19 protein-coding genes are annotated in these 17,245 nt (G+C 73.4%); 12 read left to right on the top strand and 7 right to left on the bottom strand.

Annotated elements, in window-relative coordinates:
- A partial coding sequence (locus tag ACXJMZ_RS26935) for a toxin glutamine deamidase domain-containing protein (RefSeq protein WP_457032628.1) occupies nt 1-1,168 on the top strand: 1,168 nt, incomplete at its 5' end.
- The gene (locus tag ACXJMZ_RS26930; RefSeq protein WP_457032627.1) at nt 1,165-2,445 is read left to right on the top strand and encodes an SUKH-4 family immunity protein; all 1,281 of its coding nucleotides are present in this window, start codon (nt 1,165-1,167) and stop codon (nt 2,443-2,445) included. The genes ACXJMZ_RS26935 and ACXJMZ_RS26930, both read left to right, overlap by 4 nt.
- A 20-nt stretch (nt 2,446-2,465) precedes the next feature.
- On the opposite strand, the gene ACXJMZ_RS26925 is transcribed toward ACXJMZ_RS26930, so the two are convergent.
- Nucleotides 2,466-3,218: an alpha/beta fold hydrolase gene (locus ACXJMZ_RS26925; RefSeq protein WP_457032626.1), complete on the bottom strand. Its 753-nt coding sequence runs from the start codon at nt 3,216-3,218 to the stop codon at nt 2,466-2,468.
- A 129-nt stretch (nt 3,219-3,347) separates the two neighbouring features.
- Between ACXJMZ_RS26925 and ACXJMZ_RS26920 the strand changes: the two genes are divergently transcribed.
- The 5 genes from ACXJMZ_RS26920 to ACXJMZ_RS26900 all read left to right on the top strand — a co-directional run bounded on the left by ACXJMZ_RS26920 (nt 3,348) and on the right by ACXJMZ_RS26900 (nt 8,914).
- A complete protein-coding gene (locus ACXJMZ_RS26920) occupies nt 3,348-4,304 on the top strand; it encodes a Ppx/GppA phosphatase family protein (protein WP_457032625.1) in 957 nt (318 codons plus the stop codon).
- Between the two features lie 465 nt (nt 4,305-4,769).
- Nucleotides 4,770-5,567 (top strand): sugar phosphate isomerase/epimerase family protein, encoded by a 798-nt coding sequence (locus tag ACXJMZ_RS26915; protein WP_057232158.1) that lies wholly within the window; start codon nt 4,770-4,772, stop codon nt 5,565-5,567.
- A gap of 20 nt (nt 5,568-5,587) precedes the next feature.
- On the top strand, nt 5,588-6,346 hold the full coding sequence (locus tag ACXJMZ_RS26910) for a class I SAM-dependent methyltransferase (RefSeq protein WP_457032624.1): 759 nt from the start codon (nt 5,588-5,590) through the stop codon (nt 6,344-6,346).
- A 119-nt stretch (nt 6,347-6,465) separates the two neighbouring features.
- Nucleotides 6,466-8,310 carry a dihydroxy-acid dehydratase gene (ilvD, locus tag ACXJMZ_RS26905; protein ID WP_457032623.1) on the top strand — a complete coding sequence of 615 codons (1,845 nt, stop codon included), beginning with the start codon at nt 6,466-6,468 and terminating at the stop codon, nt 8,308-8,310.
- A gap of 82 nt (nt 8,311-8,392) precedes the next feature.
- Nucleotides 8,393-8,914, top strand: a complete 522-nt coding sequence (locus tag ACXJMZ_RS26900; RefSeq protein ID WP_457032622.1) for a hypothetical protein — start codon at nt 8,393-8,395, stop codon at nt 8,912-8,914.
- A gap of 24 nt (nt 8,915-8,938) precedes the next feature.
- On the opposite strand, the gene ACXJMZ_RS26895 is transcribed toward ACXJMZ_RS26900, so the two are convergent.
- From ACXJMZ_RS26895 to ACXJMZ_RS26880, 4 genes are all read right to left on the bottom strand, one after another.
- On the bottom strand, nt 8,939-9,337 hold the full coding sequence (locus tag ACXJMZ_RS26895; protein ID WP_457032621.1) for an SCO2583/SCO2584 N-terminal domain-containing protein: 399 nt from the start codon (nt 9,335-9,337) through the stop codon (nt 8,939-8,941).
- Between the two features lie 46 nt (nt 9,338-9,383).
- Complete coding sequence (locus ACXJMZ_RS26890; protein ID WP_457032620.1) at nt 9,384-10,589, bottom strand: SCO2583/SCO2584 N-terminal domain-containing protein; 1,206 nt, start codon at nt 10,587-10,589, stop codon at nt 9,384-9,386.
- Between the two features lie 114 nt (nt 10,590-10,703).
- Nucleotides 10,704-11,138: a hypothetical protein gene (locus ACXJMZ_RS26885; protein ID WP_457032619.1), complete on the bottom strand. Its 435-nt coding sequence runs from the start codon at nt 11,136-11,138 to the stop codon at nt 10,704-10,706.
- A gap of 147 nt (nt 11,139-11,285) precedes the next feature.
- Nucleotides 11,286-12,860 carry an extracellular catalytic domain type 1 short-chain-length polyhydroxyalkanoate depolymerase gene (locus ACXJMZ_RS26880; protein ID WP_457032618.1) on the bottom strand — a complete coding sequence of 525 codons (1,575 nt, stop codon included), beginning with the start codon at nt 12,858-12,860 and terminating at the stop codon, nt 11,286-11,288.
- A gap of 203 nt (nt 12,861-13,063) precedes the next feature.
- On the opposite strand from ACXJMZ_RS26880, the gene proC reads away from it, so the two are divergent.
- Together proC and ACXJMZ_RS26870 are read left to right on the top strand one after the other, a co-directional pair.
- The gene (gene proC / locus ACXJMZ_RS26875; protein ID WP_457032617.1) at nt 13,064-13,876 is read left to right on the top strand and encodes a pyrroline-5-carboxylate reductase; all 813 of its coding nucleotides are present in this window, start codon (nt 13,064-13,066) and stop codon (nt 13,874-13,876) included.
- A 22-nt stretch (nt 13,877-13,898) separates the two neighbouring features.
- Entirely contained in the window at nt 13,899-14,558 is a 660-nt protein-coding gene (locus ACXJMZ_RS26870) for an HAD family hydrolase (protein WP_457032616.1), read from the top strand.
- A gap of 3 nt (nt 14,559-14,561) precedes the next feature.
- Here ACXJMZ_RS26870 and ACXJMZ_RS26865 read toward each other — a convergent pair whose 3' ends face one another.
- Nucleotides 14,562-15,134, bottom strand: coding sequence for a hypothetical protein (locus ACXJMZ_RS26865; protein WP_457032615.1), 573 nt, complete (start codon nt 15,132-15,134; stop codon nt 14,562-14,564).
- 11 nt (nt 15,135-15,145) lie between these two features.
- Entirely contained in the window at nt 15,146-15,640 is a 495-nt protein-coding gene (locus ACXJMZ_RS26860) for a helix-turn-helix domain-containing protein (protein WP_057231678.1), read from the bottom strand.
- Nucleotides 15,641-15,860: 220 nt separating this feature from the next.
- On the opposite strand from ACXJMZ_RS26860, the gene ACXJMZ_RS26855 reads away from it, so the two are divergent.
- From ACXJMZ_RS26855 to ACXJMZ_RS26845, 3 genes are read left to right on the top strand one after another with little or no spacing between them, the layout of a single operon-like run.
- On the top strand, nt 15,861-16,124 hold the full coding sequence (locus tag ACXJMZ_RS26855) for a WhiB family transcriptional regulator (RefSeq protein WP_457032614.1): 264 nt from the start codon (nt 15,861-15,863) through the stop codon (nt 16,122-16,124).
- Nucleotides 16,125-16,181: 57 nt separating this feature from the next.
- Complete coding sequence (locus ACXJMZ_RS26850; RefSeq protein ID WP_457032613.1) at nt 16,182-16,970, top strand: hypothetical protein; 789 nt, start codon at nt 16,182-16,184, stop codon at nt 16,968-16,970.
- Nucleotides 16,967-17,173 (top strand): hypothetical protein, encoded by a 207-nt coding sequence (locus ACXJMZ_RS26845; protein ID WP_457032612.1) that lies wholly within the window; start codon nt 16,967-16,969, stop codon nt 17,171-17,173. Before ACXJMZ_RS26850 ends, ACXJMZ_RS26845 begins: the two co-directional genes overlap by 4 nt.
- Nucleotides 17,174-17,245: the final 72 nt, after the last annotated feature.

Below are 17,245 nucleotides of genomic sequence, written 5' to 3'. Positions count from 1 at the left end.
CGCCCCGGCTGCGCCGGTGGCCGCGGCGCCGTCGGCTCCGGTGGCGTCCGGTACGCCCGGTGCGGTCGGTACGCCCGGCGCTGCCGGGGCCTCCGGTGCGGCAGGCGGTCAGGCGGGTGTGGTCGGAGCGGTCGGCGCCGTGGGTGGCCAGCCGGGGTCCGGTGCCCATGGCGCGGGCCCGGGCCGCCCGGCCGGCGCGCCGCCGGTGGTCGGCCTGGTGCCCAACCCGCTTCCCGCGCAGCCCGGTTCGGCCGGTGCCTACGCGGTCGGACCGGTGCCGCTGCGCGCCTTCGAGGCGCCGCCCGAGGTCCGCCGCCGGGACGGCGAGAGCCTGGCCAACCCGCTGCAGGCCGCCCCGGTGGCCGCGATGTTCCTGATCGCCCACTCCTACCGGCGCACCGCACCCGAGCAGCCGGGCGAGCGGCCGCGCCCCCGGATCATCGCGGACGGCCGCCCGTACGAGACCGGTGGCGGCCKGGGCCCGGTCGATCCGGCGCACCAGGCCGAGGTCGAGCGGCGGGTGCCGCGCGACGCCGAGGGCCTGCCCTCGGTCCACCCGGACCCGCGCTTCGGCGACTGGCCGGAGGCCCTGAACGGCGGCGGCTTCCGCGAGCCGGGCCGGGCCAACAACGGGATCGACCTGGCGCTGTCCGCGCTGGACAGCTACCTCGGCAACACCACCTGCGGGGCGCCCCGGCTGCCCGACGGCCCGGCCGGCGAGTTCGGCGGGCGGGACCGTGCGGAGCGTGAACTCGGCACCCAGTTCAAGGACTTGGGCTACGGTTCGGACGCTCTCGGGCAGCTCGCCGAGGTGCTCAGGCGGTGCGGCTCCGGCACCCAGGCGGTGCTGCTCACGCTGGACGAGTACGGCCGCTCGCACGCCTGGAACGCGTTCGTCTCCGGGGAGACCCTGACCTACCTGGACCCGCAGACCGGCTACCGTTCGGCGGCCCCGCTGCACCCCGCCGACCAGGGCCTGTGGGCGATCGCACTGGAGGCCTCCGGGCGTCCGCTCGACCTCTCGGCGCTGCAACCGTCCATCCCGGTGGTCGAGTTGACCCCGGCGCCGGCGCCGGACCCGATGGTCAAGCCGGAGCCCGAGCAGCCCGCCCCGCCGCGCTCGCGGCTGACCATCCACCGCAACGCCGCCAGGAGCTCCCGTCGATGACCACCCTCGCGCAGGCCCTCGACACCGCCCACCGGTGGGTCAACGGCGAGTTGGCCCAGGAGAGCCAACGAGCTGTCAAGGCCCACGAGTTCGACCTCGGCTGGGTGGTCTGGCCGGAGCCTGCCCCGGTCCGGGTCGACCCGCTGACCGGTGACCGGCGCGCCCCGGACGAGCTCGGTGCGGCCTGCGCGGTGGTCGACCGGACCACCGGAGAGCTCACCGTCTGGCCCTCGGTGCCCGTCCCGCAGGTGGTCCAGCTCTACCGCGACCGGATCGGTGCGGGCGGCCACGACCCCGCCCTGCCGCCGGTCACCGGCCCCGGCTGCCGGGCCCAGATCGACTACCGGGACGCGCTCGGCGAGGAGCGCACCCTGGTGCTGCGCTCCGCCACCGGCCGCCCGCACCCCGCCCTGCGGGCCTGGCGGCAGCTCGCCGAGCAGGGCGTCCCGCCGGAGGACGTGATCTCGGTGCACACCGACCTGCGGCCCGCCATGCTGCCCGGCGGCTACGTCGCCGCCGCGCTGCTCGCCGCCCTCCCGACGGCCCGGCACAGCCACGACCTGGCCTACGGCCCGCGCTACGACGGCCGGGCCCGCGCGGTCCGCTCGGCGGGTGCGGCCAACCCCCGGCCGAACCGGATGCCCTTCCCGGGCAACGTGCCGCCCGCCCAGCCGGAGGCCGAAGCAGCCCTGGACGCCCGGCTGGCCGCCCAGTTCGGCCCGCAGGGCGTACGCCGCTTCGACCCGGCCCACACGACGGCCGCCGACCTGCCCGAGGCGGTGGCCCGGCCGCTCCAGCAGACCGGCCTGCCGGTGGCGGTGGAGGGCTTCTTCACGCTGCACCACCCGGTCTCCGACGGCATCGCGGCCGGCACCCCGGACGCACCCGTCCTGCCGGACCTGGCCGGCTACCTCGCCGCCCACGGCCTGGGCGGCCGGGCCACCGAGCAGGCCCGCCGCGAGCTGCTCGGCCAGCTGCTGATCGGTACCGACGGATGGGCCCTGCTCACCGTCGACACCGCCCAGGGCCGGATCCGCGCGGTCGACCCCGAGACGGCCGGCACCCGCTACGTGAACGCCGACCTGACCGCCTTCGTCCGCTCGCTGGCCCTGCTCGCCGACCGGCTGCCGAAACTCCGTGACCTGCACCCCCTGGCGGCCGGCCAGGCGGTGGCCGAACTCCAGTGGTCGCTGGCCGGGCTGGACCGCACGGTCTTCAGCGACCCCGAGAACTGGTGGGCCGTCATCGTCGAGCAGCTCTGGCACGGGATCCTCTAGGGCCTGCCGAGCAGGGCAACTCACTCCCGGAGGAAGGCTTCCAGTGTGGTGGCCAGCGCGACCGGGATCTCGTACATCGGGTAGTGCCCCGAGTTGGGCAGCATTTCGAGGTCCCCGTTCGGGTAGTGGGTGAGCCAGGTCGCGGCGTACAGCTCCGGGTTCAGGGCCGGGTCGTGCTCGCCGGCGAAGACCCGGGCCGGGAGCGGGAGTCCGGTGACCTTGGGGGCGAGGTCGGCGGTGGTCCAGTCGTTCAGGTAGGAGGCGAAGGCCTCCGGCCGGGAGCCGTTCACCGACTGGGCGGTCATCCGGTCCAGCCAGACCCCGGTGGCCCGGTTGCCGGTGACCAGGTCGAGGATGGCGCGGCGGTTCGCGGGGTGCGCTGCGGCGCCGTGGAACAGGTCGAAGACATCGTTCAGCGGGTACGCCCCGGCCGGTACGGGGGCGATCCCGGCCAGCCGCTGGACCCGGTCGGGGGCCAGCGCCAGCACCTGCTGCGCCGCCTTGCCGCCCATCGAGTGCCCGACCAGCGAGAAGTGCTCCCAGCCCAGTTGGTCGGCCAGCGCGAGGGCGTCCCCGGCGATCTCGGCCAGCGTGTACTCACCCGGGACGTCGGCCCGCTCGCCGTAACCCCGGTAGTCCAGGAAGGCGTAGCTGAAGGCGGATCCGTCCAGGTAGTCCAGGAACGGCCCCCAGCCGGCGCTGGTGCCGAACCAGTCGTGCAGCACGATGACCCGCTGTGCGCCTTCGCCGACCAGCCGGTGAGTGATCGTCATGCCCTGCTCCCTAAAGCCGAGTTGGTGCAGGGAAGCTACCCAGGGCGTCCGCGGTGATGCCTGGGGCGGCCGGGACGGACTGGTGTTATCAGGCCACCTCCGGGGCCGGATCGCGTAGCGTGGCACGTTATGCGACTCGGTGTACTCGACGTAGGTTCCAACACCGTCCACTTCCTCGTGGTGGACGCGCACCCCGGTGCTGCCCCGCTGCCCGCGTACTCGCACAAGGCGGAGCTGCGGCTCGCCGAGCTGCTGGACGAGGACGGGGCGATCACCGAGGTCGGCGTCGACAAGCTGGTCGGCATGGTGGCGTCCTCGCTCCGGGTGGCCGAGGACAAGGGCGTGGTCGACCTGCTGCCGTTCGCCACCTCCGCCGTCCGGGAGGCGGCCAACGGCGAGGCGGTGATCCGCCGGGTGACCGAGGAGACCGGGGTCGAACTGCGGGTGCTGTCCGGGCAGGACGAGGCCCGGCTGACCTTCCTGGCGGTCCGCCGCTGGTACGGCTGGTCGGCGGGGCGCATCCTCGACCTGGACATCGGCGGCGGCTCGCTGGAGCTGGCGGCCGGCCTGGACGAGCAGCCCGACGTGGTCTGTTCGCTGCCGCTCGGCGCGGGCCGGCTGACCGCCCGGCTGCCCGGGGACGTGGCGGACCCGGACGACGTCCGGGAGCTGCGCCGCTACATCAGAGCCGAAATCGCGCAGGTGGTCGGCGAGTTCGCCCGGCGCGGTGCGCCGGACCACGCGGTCGGCACCTCCAAGACCTTCAAGCAGCTGGCCCGGATGACCGGCGCCGCCCCCGCCGACGCGGGCCCGCTGGCGGTCCGCAAGCTCACCCGGGCCGGTCTGGCCGCCTGGGTGCCCCGGCTGACCGGTATGACGGTGGCCGAGCGGGCGCAGATCCCCGGCGTCTCCGAGGGCCGGGCCAGGCAGCTGCTGGCGGGCGCGCTGGTGGCCGACGCGGCGATGGACCTGTTCGGCCTCGACGAGCTGGACATCGCGCCGTGGGCGCTCCGCGAGGGCATCATCCTGCGCCGGCTGGACACCCTGGACAGCCCCGCCGACCGGCGGCCCGCGCTGACCGGGTGACCGGCCGCACACCAATACCGCGCGCGGCCGCATACGCTGTTCCCCGTGGCGGAACCAGCGGACGAGGACGGAACGCGGGCGGGCCGCGCGGCCGGTGACCCTGCCCGGCAGCCGCGGCCGGCCCGGCCGCGGCGTGCCAAGGCCGCAGCCGAGCGGATCCCGGACGGGGACGGCCGCCGGACCCTGGGGGRGCGGGCTGCCAAGGCGGCGAAGGCCGCGAAGCCGGCCAGGGCCGCCAAGAGCGGCAAGGCCATGGACCGCAAGACCGGCAGCGGCAAGTCCACCGGCGGCAATTCCACCGGCAGCAAGGCCACCGCAGCCAAGCCCGCCGCCCCCGCCAAGCAGTCGCAGCTCGCGCTGGCCACCCAGGCGGTGAAGGCGGTCCGGGCCGCGAAGAAGCCGGCCCGCCGGGCCCCGCTGCTGCGTACCACCGACCGGCTGGTGCTGCCCCCGCACGGCGACGGTCTGCACGTGCCGGACACCAAGGTGGTGCTCTCCACCGCCTCGGTCTACCCCGAGAACACCGTGACCGCCTTCGAGCTGGCCGCCAAGCTCGGCTACGACGGCGTCGAGGTGATGGTCTGGAACGACCCGGTCAGCCAGGACGTCGAGGCGCTCCGCCGGCTCTCGGACGCGCACCGGATGCCGATCCTCGCGGTGCACGCGCCCTGTCTGCTGATCACCCAGCGGGTCTGGACCACCGACCCGTGGACCAAGCTGGTCCGGGCCAGGGCGGCCGCCGAGAAGCTCGGCGCGGACACCGTGGTGGTGCACCCGCCGTTCCGCTGGCAGCGGCAGTACGCCCGGGAGTTCGTCGAGGGCATCAACCGGATGGCGGGCGAGACCCACGTCCGGTTCGCGGTGGAGAACATGTACCCGTGGCGCTACCGGGACCGCGAGATGCTGGCGTACGCACCCGGCTGGGACGTCACCGAGGAGGCGTACCGGCACTTCACCATCGACCTCTCGCACGTCTCCACCTCGCGGATCGACGCCTTCGAGATGGTGGACCGGATGGGCGACCGGCTGGCCCACGTCCACCTCGCCGACGGTGCGGGCTCGGGCAAGGACGAGCACCTGATCCCCGGCCGGGGCACCCAGCCCTGCGCCGCCCTGCTGGAGCGGCTGGCCAGGACCGGTTTCACCGGCCACGTGGTGCTGGAGGTCAACACCCGCCGCGCGCTGTCCCCCGCCGAACGCGAGGCCGACCTCGCCGAGGCGCTGGCCTTCACCCGGCTGCACCTGGCCACGGTGGCGAGGTAAGGGCTCGCTACGGTGGCGGCATGAGGAGCTATCAGCAGCTGGACCACGCCACCTCGTTCGGGGCGGTGGCCGCCGAGTACGACGCCGCGCGCCCGTCGTACCCGGCCGAGCTGTTCGAGGAGTTGGAGCGGCTGACGGGCCGCCCGCTCAAGGGCGCCGAGGTGCTGGACGTCGGGGCGGGGACGGGCATCGCGACCCGGCTGCTGGCGGCCAGGGGAGCGCGGGTCACCGCCGTCGAGCCGAGCGCGGGGATGGCGGAGGTGCTGCGCCAGGTCAGCCCGGAGCTGCCGCTGGTGAAGGCCACGGGGGACGAACTGCCGTTCCACGACGGCACCGCCGACCTGATCACGTACGCGCAGGCGTTCCACTGGACCGACCCCGACCGTTCGATCCCCGAGGCACTCCGGGTGCTCCGGCCCGGCGGTGCGCTGGCCACCTGGTGGAACATGAAGGACAGCTCGGCCGGCTGGGTGCACGCGATGGGTGAGCGGCTGGCCGCCGCACTGCCGGGGTACCACGACTACGGCGCGGTGCGCGAGATCGACGAGATCCTTGCGCCGTACGGCGAGGTGGGCACGGCCACGCTCCGCTGGGAGCGCCGGATCAGCGTGGACGCGATGATGGACGACCTGGTCTCGCGGTCGTACTTCGCGGTGCTGACCCCCGAGCAGCGGGCCCCGGTGCTGGCGGTCGAACGGGCCTCGCTGCTGGCCGAGTTCCCCGACGGCGTGGTCACCGAGCCGTACGTACTGAAGCTCTCGGTGCTCACCAAGGGGTGACCGGATGGCGGACAGAGTGTCCGTCCGCTGGTACGGGGGCGTAGGCTCGAAAGCCACGGCGACCCTGCACCCTCCCACCTCAGCGGGGCCGCGAACGCGCCTGAGAAGGAGTGGACACAGTGCCCGAGCTGAAGTCCCGTACGGTCACCCACGGTCGCAACATGGCAGGCGCCCGGGCGCTTCTCCGGGCCGCCGGTGTAGCCCGCGAGGACTTCGGCAAGCCGATCATCGCGGTGGCCAACTCCTTCACCGAGTTCGTGCCTGGGCACACCCACCTGCAGCCGGTCGGCCGGATCGTCTCCGAGGCGATCCAGGCCGCGGGCGGCATCCCGCGCGAGTTCAACACCATCGCGGTGGACGACGGCATCGCGATGGGCCACCACGGCATGCTCTACTCGCTGCCCTCGCGCGACCTGATCGCCGACTCGGTCGAGTACATGGTGAGTGCGCACTGCGCCGACGCGCTGATCTGCATCTCCAACTGCGACAAGATCACCCCCGGCATGCTGATGGCCGCGCTGCGCCTCAACATCCCGACCGTCTTCGTCTCCGGCGGCCCGATGGAGGCCGGCCAGGCCGTCCTGGTGGACGGCACGGTCCGCAAGCTCGACCTGGTGAACGCGATCTCGGACGCCGTCAACGAGAACGTCTCGGACGCGGACATCGCCATCATCGAGGAGAACGCCTGCCCGACCTGCGGGTCCTGCTCGGGCATGTTCACCGCCAACTCGATGAACTGTCTGGCCGAGGCGATCGGCCTGGCCCTGCCGGGCAACGGCTCGGTGCTGGCCACCCACACCGCCCGCAAGGCGCTGTACGAGGACGCCGGCCGCACCATCGTCGACATCACCAAGCGCCACTACGAGCAGGACGACTACTCGGTCCTGCCGCGCTCGGTCGCCTCCCGCGCCGCGTTCGAGAACGCGATGGCGCTGGACATCGCGATGGGCGGCTCGACCAACACGATCCTGCACCTGCTGGCCGCCGCCCAGGAGGCGGAGATCGAGTTCGACATGCGGGACATCGACGCGATCTCGCGCAAGGTGCCCTGCCTGTCCAAGGTCGCGCCGAACGGCAAGTACTACATGGAGGACGTGCACCGGGCCGGCGGCATCCCCGCCATCCTGGGCGAGCTGTACCGGGGCGGACTGCTCAACGAGGACGTCACCACCGTGCACTCCACCTCGATGGCCCAGTGGTTCAAGGACTGGGACATCCGGGGCGGCGCCGCCACCGAGACGGCCGTCGAGCTGTTCCACGCGGCTCCCGGCTGCGTCCGCTCCGCCACCGCCTTCTCCCAGTCGGAGCGCTGGGACACCCTGGACACCGACGCGGCGAACGGCTGCATCCGCAGCATCGAGCACGCGTACTCCACCGAGGGCGGGCTCGCCGTGCTGTACGGCAACCTGGCCGAGGACGGCTGCGTGGTGAAGACCGCCGGTGTCGACGAGTCGATCTGGACCTTCAGCGGCCCCGCCGTGGTGCTGGAGTCGCAGGAGGACGCGGTGGACGCGATCCTCACCAAGCGGATCAAGGAGGGCGACGTCGTCGTCATCCGCTACGAGGGCCCCAAGGGCGGCCCCGGCATGCAGGAGATGCTCTACCCGACCTCGTTCCTCAAGGGCCGGGGCCTGGGCAAGGCCTGCGCGCTGATCACCGACGGCCGGTTCTCCGGCGGCACCTCCGGCCTGTCGATCGGTCACGCCTCGCCCGAGGCGGCCTCCGGCGGCACCATCGCGCTGGTCGAGGACGGCGACATCATCGCCATCGACATCCCGAACCGTTCGGTCGAGCTGAAGGTCTCCTTCGAGGAGCTGCACGAGCGCCGCCTCAAGCTGGAGGCCGGTACGGGCTACCGCCCGAAGGACCGGGTCCGCCCGGTCAGCGCGGCGCTGAAGGCGTACGCGGCGATGGCCACCTCCGCCGACAAGGGCGCGGTGCGCGACGTGAGCAAGCTGGGCTGACGCCTGGTCAGGCGGCCGTTTCCCTGCCGGGGAGACGGCCGCCTTCGTCGTTCGAGGGCGTGGCCGGGCCATAATCGACCTCGTGGACGAACAGCAGAACCCCCAGCCCAAGCCCGCCGGTGCCCCCGAGCCGGAGCCGATCCGCTGGTTCGGCACCAGCTGGCTGGAGCGCGGCAGCGGCTACTGGGCCCGCCGGGTCGTGGTGCCGCTCGGCGCGCTGGTGGCGGTGGCGGCCGGACTGCTGCTGCTGCGCTTCGCGGTCGAGGGCGTCCGGGACTCCGAGGCCGGCGGCTTCGTCTACGGGCTGCTGGTCGCCGCGATCGGGCTCTGCTCGCTGCTCTCCGGCCTGCGGATGTGGAAGCTGCTGAGCGAGGGCAAGCCCGCCCTGACCGGCTGGATGACCGAGGAGAAGTCGCTCGGCGCGGTCTGGCTGATCGGCTTCGCCGGCGCCCTGTTCGCGTACTTCCTGCGCAGTCTCGTCGAGGCCCCAGGCGAGGCGGTCAAGCGGGCCTCGTACGACCGCGCCGTCCTCGCCTTCGAGCGTCGGCAGAGCGGCCGCACGGCCCGCAGCGGGAACCCGAAGCGGGCCAAGAAGCGCCGCTGAGCCGACTGATCGACTGAGCCGACGTCAGACCGGCTTGGGCACCTCGGTCGTCACCCTGAGGGTGGCGTCCGCGCTGGGCTGTACGGCCGGGCTGCTCGGCGCCGGGCGCGGCTGGTCGCCGCCCGTGTCGGTGGCGAGCTGGAGGCTGAACAGCACGATCGCGATCATCGCCAGCACGATCAGCCAGGTCTGCCACGCCTTGCTGCCGCCGCGTGCGCGGCTCCGCTGCGGCCCGTCGTTGACGGAGCGTCGGCCGCCCGGGTCGACCGGCGGCTGGTGCTTCCAGCGCGCGGCCAGCATCCGGGTACGCCCGGACTGCTCCTTGACGGTGGCGGACCGGACGAACTCCTCGTCCAGCACCAGCCCCTCGAACGGGTCGGGCTGCTCGGCCGGACGCTGCTCCGGCTCCTCGGCTATCGGCACGTCGTCAGTATGCCTCGCGAGCCGCCCGGGGGCCGCCGGTTTCCGATCAACTCCGGCTGACCGTCCCGCATCCGCCCGTCGTGCGGAGTGCCCCGCTGCGGTCGTACGGGTCGGTGGTCGGCCCGGTCTGCAACGGCTCGGGCGAGGAGCCGAACGCGAGCTGGTCGAACTGCGGGTGGTAGAAGCCGTCCTCGATGTTGCATGCACTGTTGCCCGCGGAGCTCTCGGTCTTCTCGAAGCTGATCTTCTTCGGGTCCACCTTGTAGGTCTTGGGGTTGTAGAACCGGAAGGTGATCACCCGCCGCACCACGGTGCGGGCGGTCCAGGTGGCGGGGGCCGCCGTGGCACCGGCCACCGGAGCCGCTCCGCTGCCCGGTCGCAGGGCGTAGACGAAGGTGTAGTCGGCGTGCACCAGCACACCCTTCTCGCCGTCGCCCTCGAAGCTCGTCCGGCCCTGCACCTTGACCGTGTCGGTGGCCGGGATCGCGTCCCGCAGGTTGAAGCGGCTGAACATCCAGGTTCCCTCCAGCTCGGCCGAAGGATGGTCCAGCGCGGTCACCGCCTGCTCCCGCGCCTGACGGTCCAGCATCGCGAGCGCCGCGTCGGGGCGGCCCGCCGCGATCACCGCGGGGTCGAGGTTGGCGGCCACCAGGAAGTCCTTGACCAGCTTGAGCTGGGCGGCCACCTGCTCCGCGTCGAAGACACCGACGGCGGTGGCCTCCGGCAGCACTATCGCGTCCGCCCCGGCGGGCCACCCCTCGGCGGGGGAACCGGCCCACGGGCGGGCCACCGTCGGCTGCTGGTCGTCGACCGGCGGCGGTGCGGCGGAGGGCTTGGCGGTCTCCGGGCCGACGGTCGGGACGGCACGGGGTGCGGCGCCGGCCGAGTCCGTACCGTGCCGGGCGGCGTTCCAGTTGCGCAGGTCCTCGATGTTCAGCGCGGCGAGCGCCACCCCGACCGCGAGCAGGACGTAGACCGGGGCCTGCCAGTTCCGCTTCGGGCGCCGGACGTTGCCCCAGGGGTCGACCGGCTTCGGCTTCCGGCCGAACCGCCGCTTCGGCTTCGGCCCGTCGTTGACGGAGCGTCGGCCGCCCGGGTCGACCGGGGGCGTGTCCTTCCAGCGGGCGGCGAGCATCCGGGTCCGTCCGGACTGCTCCTTCGTCTTGGCGGCCCGGATGAAATCCTCGTCCAGGACGAGTCCATCGAACGGGTCGTCGGCGGGGCGCTGGTGTGGGTCTTCGGCGGTCGGCACGTGGACAGTATGTAGATCAGCCCATCACAACACCCGCACCGGGTCAGGGGTTTGCCGCCCGGGCCGGGGGTTTTCGTACCGGTACGACGAGTTTCGTCCGGCGGTGCCCCGGTGTCAGTCCTGCTTCCGGGCCTTCTTCACCGATCCGACCACACCCGCGATCAGCAGCAGTACCCCGGCGGGCAGCAGCGAGCCGAACAGCGCGGTGAACAGCCCGGACCCGCCGAGCAGCATCATCGACAGGGCGTTCAGCCCCCAGAGCGCGCCCGCCGCCGGCAGGGCCGAGCGCCACGGGTGCTCGCTCGCCCAGCGGTGCAGGCGCCGGTCGGCGGTGTCCCGGCGCAGCTTGCCACCGACCGTGCCGACCAGGAAGAAGAAGAACAACCCGAGCCCGACCGGCCCGGCCAGGATGTCCAGGGACCAGTGCCCCGTCACCACATCCACCCCGAGGGCGGCCCCGCCGACCAGCACCCCGACCCCGGCCGCCGTCCGCCACGGTCCCAGGCTCGCCGAGGCGACCGCCAGCTCCCGGTTCTCACTACGCGACAAATCTCCGTGTCCCATACCTCCACGGTGCTCCGCCCGGAGCCCGGAAGCCATAGGGGTAGCCCCGGACTTTCCCCCTACGGGGTGCCGGGGACCGGCCGCGGGCCTGTCCGGCCCGGCCGGGTGAGCCCCGGGCCGGGCCGGTCGGGGTCAGCTTCGGTAGTCGAGGGTGAGAACGGCGTTCGCGCCGCGCTGGAGGAAGACGTAGCCGGTCGAGGCCAGGGCGTGGTCGAAGCCGAGCCGGAGCTGGACGGTGCTGCCCGGGGTGATGGCCGCGAGGCCGGCGGCCGTGAAGTCGGTGGAGACCCGGGTGCCGCTGCTGAAGGCGGCCAGGGTGGCCACGGCAGGGGCGTCGGCGGGGGCCGTGTAGTCGTCGGTGCCGGTGGTGCAGGCTGCGCCGAAGCAGCCGCCCCGGGTGTCGACCGTCAACTGGCCCTCGCCCCAGGGGTTTCCGCTGCCACTGCCGTACGAGACGGTGAGCCGGGCGGCGGTGACCACGGCTCCGGCGGGGAGGGCGGTGGTGTCGAAGGAGAGCAGCGAACGGTTCTGCTTGCCGTCGGTGCCCCGGCCGACCGCGAGGCCGAGCGAGCCCGCGAGGGTGCCGACGGCGGGGGCGGAGCCGTCCGCGTTGGCCTTCACGTAGCCGTCCCGGGCGGTGTCGTCGGTCAGCGTCAGCGTGCCGGTGCCACCCGTGGGGGAGGGGGAAGGCGAGGGGGAGGGGCTGGGGGAACCGCCGTCCAGGCCCCAGAACCTGCCGATCCGGTAGGAGGCGCAGATGTCGACGTCCAGCAGGTACGCCCCGGCGACACCGCACTGTTCGGCGCCGCTGCCCGGGTCGACCGGCTGGCCGTGGCCCATGCCGGTGAGCGAGTAGGTCTCCACCCTGGCCTGCCCGTCGGCGTCGGCGTACACGGCGTGCGGGTAGCCGCCGACGGTGTCGCTCACCGTCGGGGTCTGGCCGGTCCCGTTGGCGTCGGTCCACTGTTCCATCAGCTCGGTGAGGTTGGTGGACTTCACCACGTAGTCCGAACTGCCGTGCCAGATCGACACCTTGGGCCAGCGGCCGGTCCAGGACGGGGCGGAGCCGCGGACCAGGTCGCCCCACTGCTGCGGGGTGAGGTTGCGGCCGGTGGTCATGCAGTCGACGCTGGCCTGGGTCTGGCTGGTGGCGCACCGCGCGGGCAGTCCGGCGACCACGCCGCCGCCCGCGAACACGTCGGGGTAGTCGGCCAGCAGGGCGGCGGTCATCGCGCCGCCGGCCGAGAGCCCGGTGACGTACACCCGGGCGGCGTCGGTGCCGAGGTCGGCCCTGGTCCGGTCGATCATCTGACGGATCGACAGTGCCTCGCCCTGGTCCCGGGAGAAGTCGCCGGACTGGTACCAGTTGAAGCAGGACGAGGAGTTGTTGGCGGACTGCTGCTGCGGCAGGAGCAGCGCGAAGCCCCACTGCTCGGCCCACCTGGTCCAGCCGGTCTCGTCGTCGAAGGCGGCGGCGGACTGGGTGCAGCCGTGCAGCGCGACCACCAGCGGCCGGCCGCTCGCCAGCCCGGTCGGGACGTAGCGGTACATCAGCAGGTTGCCCGGGTTCGAGCCGAAGCCGGTGACCTGGGTGAGCGCGGCGGCGGCGGCGGTGGCCCGGCCGGGCTGGAGGCCGAGCAGCCCGGCCAGTACGGCGAGCAGGGTCAGCGCGGCCCAGCAGAGCCTGGGGAAGGGACGTACATACATGGGTGTCGGCTCCTGGGTGGGGGTGAAGCCATGGGTGGGGTGCCGCGACGGTACGGCGGAGCGGAACCGGCCGGGCACGGTCCGGACGAACACCGCCCCGCCCGCCGGGTATCGGTCACGCACATTGCCCACACCGTGGGACGTCGCCCCGGCGGCCCCCGGCCTGGTGCGAGGATGGCCGCACACGTACGTAAGGAGCGGCCATGTCCGGACAGAAGATCGCCTTCCTCGGTACCGGCAAGATCGGGGAGGCGCTGCTCTCCGGCCTGCTGCGGGCGGGCACCGACCCGGCCGACGTGCTGGTCACCGCGCGCCGTCCGGAACGGGCCGCCGAGCTGGCCGAGCGGTACGGCGTCACGGTGGTGACCAACGCGGAGGCCGCCAAGCTGGCCGACACCCTGATCCTGGCGGTCAAGCCGCAGGACATGGGCACCCTGCTGGAGGAGCTCTCGCCGCACGTCAGCCCGGACCGGCTGGTGATCTCGGCCGCCGCCGGTGTGCCGACCCGCTGGTTCGAGGCCCGGCTCGCCGCCGGTACGCCGGTGGTCCGGGTGATGCCCAACACCCCGGTGCTGGTGGACGAGGGGATGAGCGTGATCTCCGGCGGCTCGCACGCCGAGGAGCGGCACCTGGTGCGGGCCGAGGAGATCTTCCGCTCGGTCGGCAAGGCGCTGCGGCTGCCGGAGTCCCAGCAGGACGCGGCCACCGCGCTGTCCGGTTCGGGCCCGGCGTACTTCTACTTCCTGGTCGAGGCGATGACCGACGCGGGCATCCTGCTCGGCCTGCCCCGGCAGGTGGCGCACGACCTGATCGTGCAGTCGGCGATCGGTGCCTCGGTGATGCTGCGGGACTCGGGCGAGCACCCGGTCAAGCTGCGCGAGGCGGTCACCTCCCCGGCCGGCACCACCATCGCGGCCATCCGCGAGCTGGAGAACCACGGGGTGCGGGCCGCGCTGCTCGGCGCGCTGGAGGCGGCCCGGAACCGCTCGCAGGAGTTGGCCTCCGGCGGGATGTGACGCCCGCAGTAGGCTCGCCCGGGTGAGCTACGACTTGGTGATCTTCGACAACGACGGCGTGCTGGTGGACAGCGAGCCGATCTCCAACCGGGTGCTGGCCGAGTACCTGACCGAACTCGGGTACCCGACCACGGTCGAGGACTCCTACCGGGACTACATGGGCTGCGCCGCGCACACCGTGCACGACGTGATCGGCGAGCGGTACGGGGCCACCCTGCCGGAGGGTTTCGACGAGCTGTTCCATGCCCGGGTGTTCGCCGCCTTCGAGCGTGAACTCGTCGCCGTCCGGGGCGCGGAGCAGCTGCTGAAGACCCTTCAGCAGCACGGCGTCCGGTACTGCCTGGCCTCCTCCGCGCACCACGAGTGGATCAGGACCGCGCTGGACCTCACCGGCCTGCGCGGCCACCACCCCGAGCAGCGGATCTTCAGCGCCCAGGACGTCGGCATCGGCAAGCCCGCGCCGGACCTGTTCCTGCACGCGGCCCGCACCATGGGCGTCGAACCGGGTGCCTGCCTGGTGCTGGAGGACAGCCGCAACGGCGTGCTCGCGGCCAGGGCGGCCGGGATGGACGTGTACGGCTACGCCGCGCTGACCGACCCCGCCAAGCTCACCGGCGCGGGGGCCACCGGGCTGATCACGGCGCTCGCCGAGGTGCCGGCCCTGCTGGGGCTGCCGGACTGACCGTCAGTCCTGCTGCTCCTCACCGGTCCTGGGCTTCCGGGCGGTCCGGTCCCGGCGGGGCCGATGGGGCATCAGCTCGCGTCGGCCGGTCCCGTCGGAGGCCCGGACCAGCGGAATCCGGGGCGGGAAGGGCAGCACGGCGGCCTCCGCAGAACCCGCTCCGGCCGGGTCGGAGAACGGATCGGAGCCGGGGTCGGAGCCGGTGGTGCCGTCCAGGCGCCGGGGCCGGCTCTGCTGGGCGGGCACGGTGGTCTCGGCCGCGGCCTGGGCGAGCTGGCACCGGGTGTGCTGGACGGCGTCCTGCCACCCCTGGGCGTAGGCCTGCTCCCGGCTCTGGTCGTACTCGGCGGGGGTGGTGACCAGGACGCCGTCCGGCAGGGTCGTCTGCACCAGAGCGGCGATCACCCGGGCGATCAGCCCCGGGGAGAGCCGCTGGCCCGCTCCGATCGGCTGCCGCTCGGCGATCCGGGTGATCAGGGCGAGGAGGTCGAAATCCTCCTCGCCCGAGGGGTGTTCGGGGGTGTCGGGGCCGTCGTTGCGATTCTTCTGCCCGACCACGCGCTGAACGCCTCTCACCGATCCACGAGTCAGCCCGCTGCGAGCCGCCTCGTCACCTTGCGCCCGGTGCCTTCGCCCTGGCTCGGCCGGTCGGCCACCGCCGACTGGTCGGGGGTGAACTGCTGGGCCACCTTGATGAACATCTCGCGGCGGTCGTCGGGGATCCCGAGCGCCTCCGCGACCTGTTCGAGGGTCATCCGTGCCCCGCCGGTTCCGGCGGACGCGCTGTCCTCAGCAGGGTAACTGACGGCCTGTGGAAGATCCTCGGCCGTCAGCTTGCCCGAGCGGATGAGCACTTCCCGGATCGGTACCCGGAGTGCGTGCGCCAGACCCCGCATGGTGTCCAGGTCGGGCATGCTCTGACGTTGCAGCAGCCGGGTCACGGCCGCTCGATGAACACCTGCGTCCTCGGCGAGCTTGGACTTCCCGCCGCCGCGTGGACTGTCGATATCGTACCCGCGGTCGCGCATCAGGTCCTCGACCCAGGATGCGAACCGATCGATGTCCGTGCTGCTCGGCACCATATGGCGCTCCCTCCGCGCTTTTATTCCCGCGGGACAAGGCTACCGCTCGCGCGCACGCGCAATAAGAGCTTACGCACGCGCAATCATGTCGGATTGGTCACGAATGCGCCCGAAGCATGGCCGGAATCGAAAACACTTGCGTGCGGATGCGCAACGACAGATGATGTGTGCGAGCTCGCAACATGACTCGTCCCTTCCAGCTCCGTGGAGCAGCCCCGCCATGACCGCCTTGGAGCAACCGACCGGCTTCGCCTTCGAGCGCGACCACGCCGCCGACTGGCGGGAGTTCGCCGCCTGCGCCGGACTGCCGTCGCGCACCGTCTTCGCGACCCGGCGGACCGAGGCCGCGCCGGCGCTGGACCGCTGCGGGCACTGCCCGGTGCGCAGTCAGTGCCTGGCCGCCGTCCAGCCCGACCAGTCCTGGTTCGACGGGGTCTGCGGTGGACGGCTCTGGCGCAACGGCCGGGCCGTGAGCACCGGCTGACTGCCCGTCATTCGCAGTGCCCCTCCCTGCCCCCGTTCCCGTCAGGAGAGCCGTCGTATGAACGCCCAGACCGACCACCCGTCCACCGTGGCGGGCCGCCAGGTCGCCCGAGCCGCCCTCTGGCTCGATCTGCTGCACCGCCAGTTCCCGGAGCTCATCGAGGAGTTGGTGCCAGGGCGGGCCGGCTCTCCGGGGCGCTCCGCCCCGCCGCCGGACGCTGCCGCGTCCGCCCGTCGGAGCGCCGCCGACCGGGCCGACCGGGACGCCGCGCTCTGGAACGAGCAGCACGGCCTGCGGGGCGCCGGCGGCGGCAACGCCCCGCTCCGGCTGCACGTCTCGGACGCGCTGCGCGACATCACCGACGGCGTGGTCGAGCTCGAGGAGGCGGTCCGCGACCGGCTCGGACTCGGCCGCCCGCCCCGGGCCGACGTACCCACCCGACTGCGCCGGATCGCCGGCCTGCTGGCCTCGGTGGCCGACCACCCGGTGCTGGCCGAGCACGTCCTGGCGGAGTGCCGCCGGATGTCGCGCCGCTGCTCGGCCGCGCTGGGGGAGGCCGAGCAGCTGGTCCGGGTCCGGGGGCGCTGCCCCTGGTGCGACTCGGTCTCGCTGCGGGCCTTCCCGGCCTGGCGGGCCGTGCTCTGCGTCAACCCCGGCTGCCGGTGCACCGAGGCGGACTGCGAGTGCCGGACCAGCCCGGGGCACCGGCACACCTGGGCGGAGACCTCGTGGTCCCAACTCGCCCTGGACGCCGGGGTGGACGCGAGCGAGCTGGCCGTTCTGGTCGAAGCGGCGGAGCCCGCCGGCGGATCGGGGCCGGTCGGCGGATCGGGGTCGGCCGCGTGAACCCGATCTCGCTGCCCGGGGTCGCCACCCTGGTCACCGCCCCGATCGCGGCGGTCGAGGTGGCGGTCGCCCCCGCCACCATCCGTAAGTGGGTGCAGCTCGGCCACCTGGCCGCCGCAGGCCGGCAGGGCCGGGCCCTGCTCTACCGGCTGGAGGACGTCTTCGCCGCCGAGCGCCGTACCCGGCGGGGCCGGATCTCCTGACCGTCCCTCAACTCGCCTCCGTCGCAGCCGAACAGCTGCGGCGGGGGCGTTCTGCTGTCCGGGCGAAGTCCG

The sequence above is a fragment of the Kitasatospora sp. P5_F3 genome, assembly GCF_054049135.1.
Note: the sequence above shows the minus strand (reverse complement) of the source record. Positions and strands in the feature narration are given on the sequence as shown.

Bases quoted from the DNA above. Each gene is read 5' to 3' on its own strand.
- ACXJMZ_RS26920 (WP_457032625.1), top strand. From the start codon at position 3,348: ATGCGACTCGGTGTACTCGACGTAGGTTCCAACACCGTCCACTTCCTC.
- ACXJMZ_RS26930 (WP_457032627.1), top strand. From the start codon at position 1,165: ATGACCACCCTCGCGCAGGCCCTCGACACCGCCCACCGGTGGGTCAAC.
- ACXJMZ_RS26925 (WP_457032626.1), bottom strand. From the start codon at position 3,218: ATGACGATCACTCACCGGCTGGTCGGCGAAGGCGCACAGCGGGTCATC.
- ACXJMZ_RS26855 (WP_457032614.1), top strand. From the start codon at position 15,861: ATGACCGCCTTGGAGCAACCGACCGGCTTCGCCTTCGAGCGCGACCAC.
- ACXJMZ_RS26880 (WP_457032618.1), bottom strand. From the start codon at position 12,860: ATGTATGTACGTCCCTTCCCCAGGCTCTGCTGGGCCGCGCTGACCCTG.
- ACXJMZ_RS26910 (WP_457032624.1), top strand. From the start codon at position 5,588: ATGAGGAGCTATCAGCAGCTGGACCACGCCACCTCGTTCGGGGCGGTG.
- ACXJMZ_RS26860 (WP_057231678.1), bottom strand. From the start codon at position 15,640: ATGGTGCCGAGCAGCACGGACATCGATCGGTTCGCATCCTGGGTCGAG.
- ACXJMZ_RS26850 (WP_457032613.1), top strand. From the start codon at position 16,182: ATGAACGCCCAGACCGACCACCCGTCCACCGTGGCGGGCCGCCAGGTC.
- proC (WP_457032617.1), top strand. From the start codon at position 13,064: ATGTCCGGACAGAAGATCGCCTTCCTCGGTACCGGCAAGATCGGGGAG.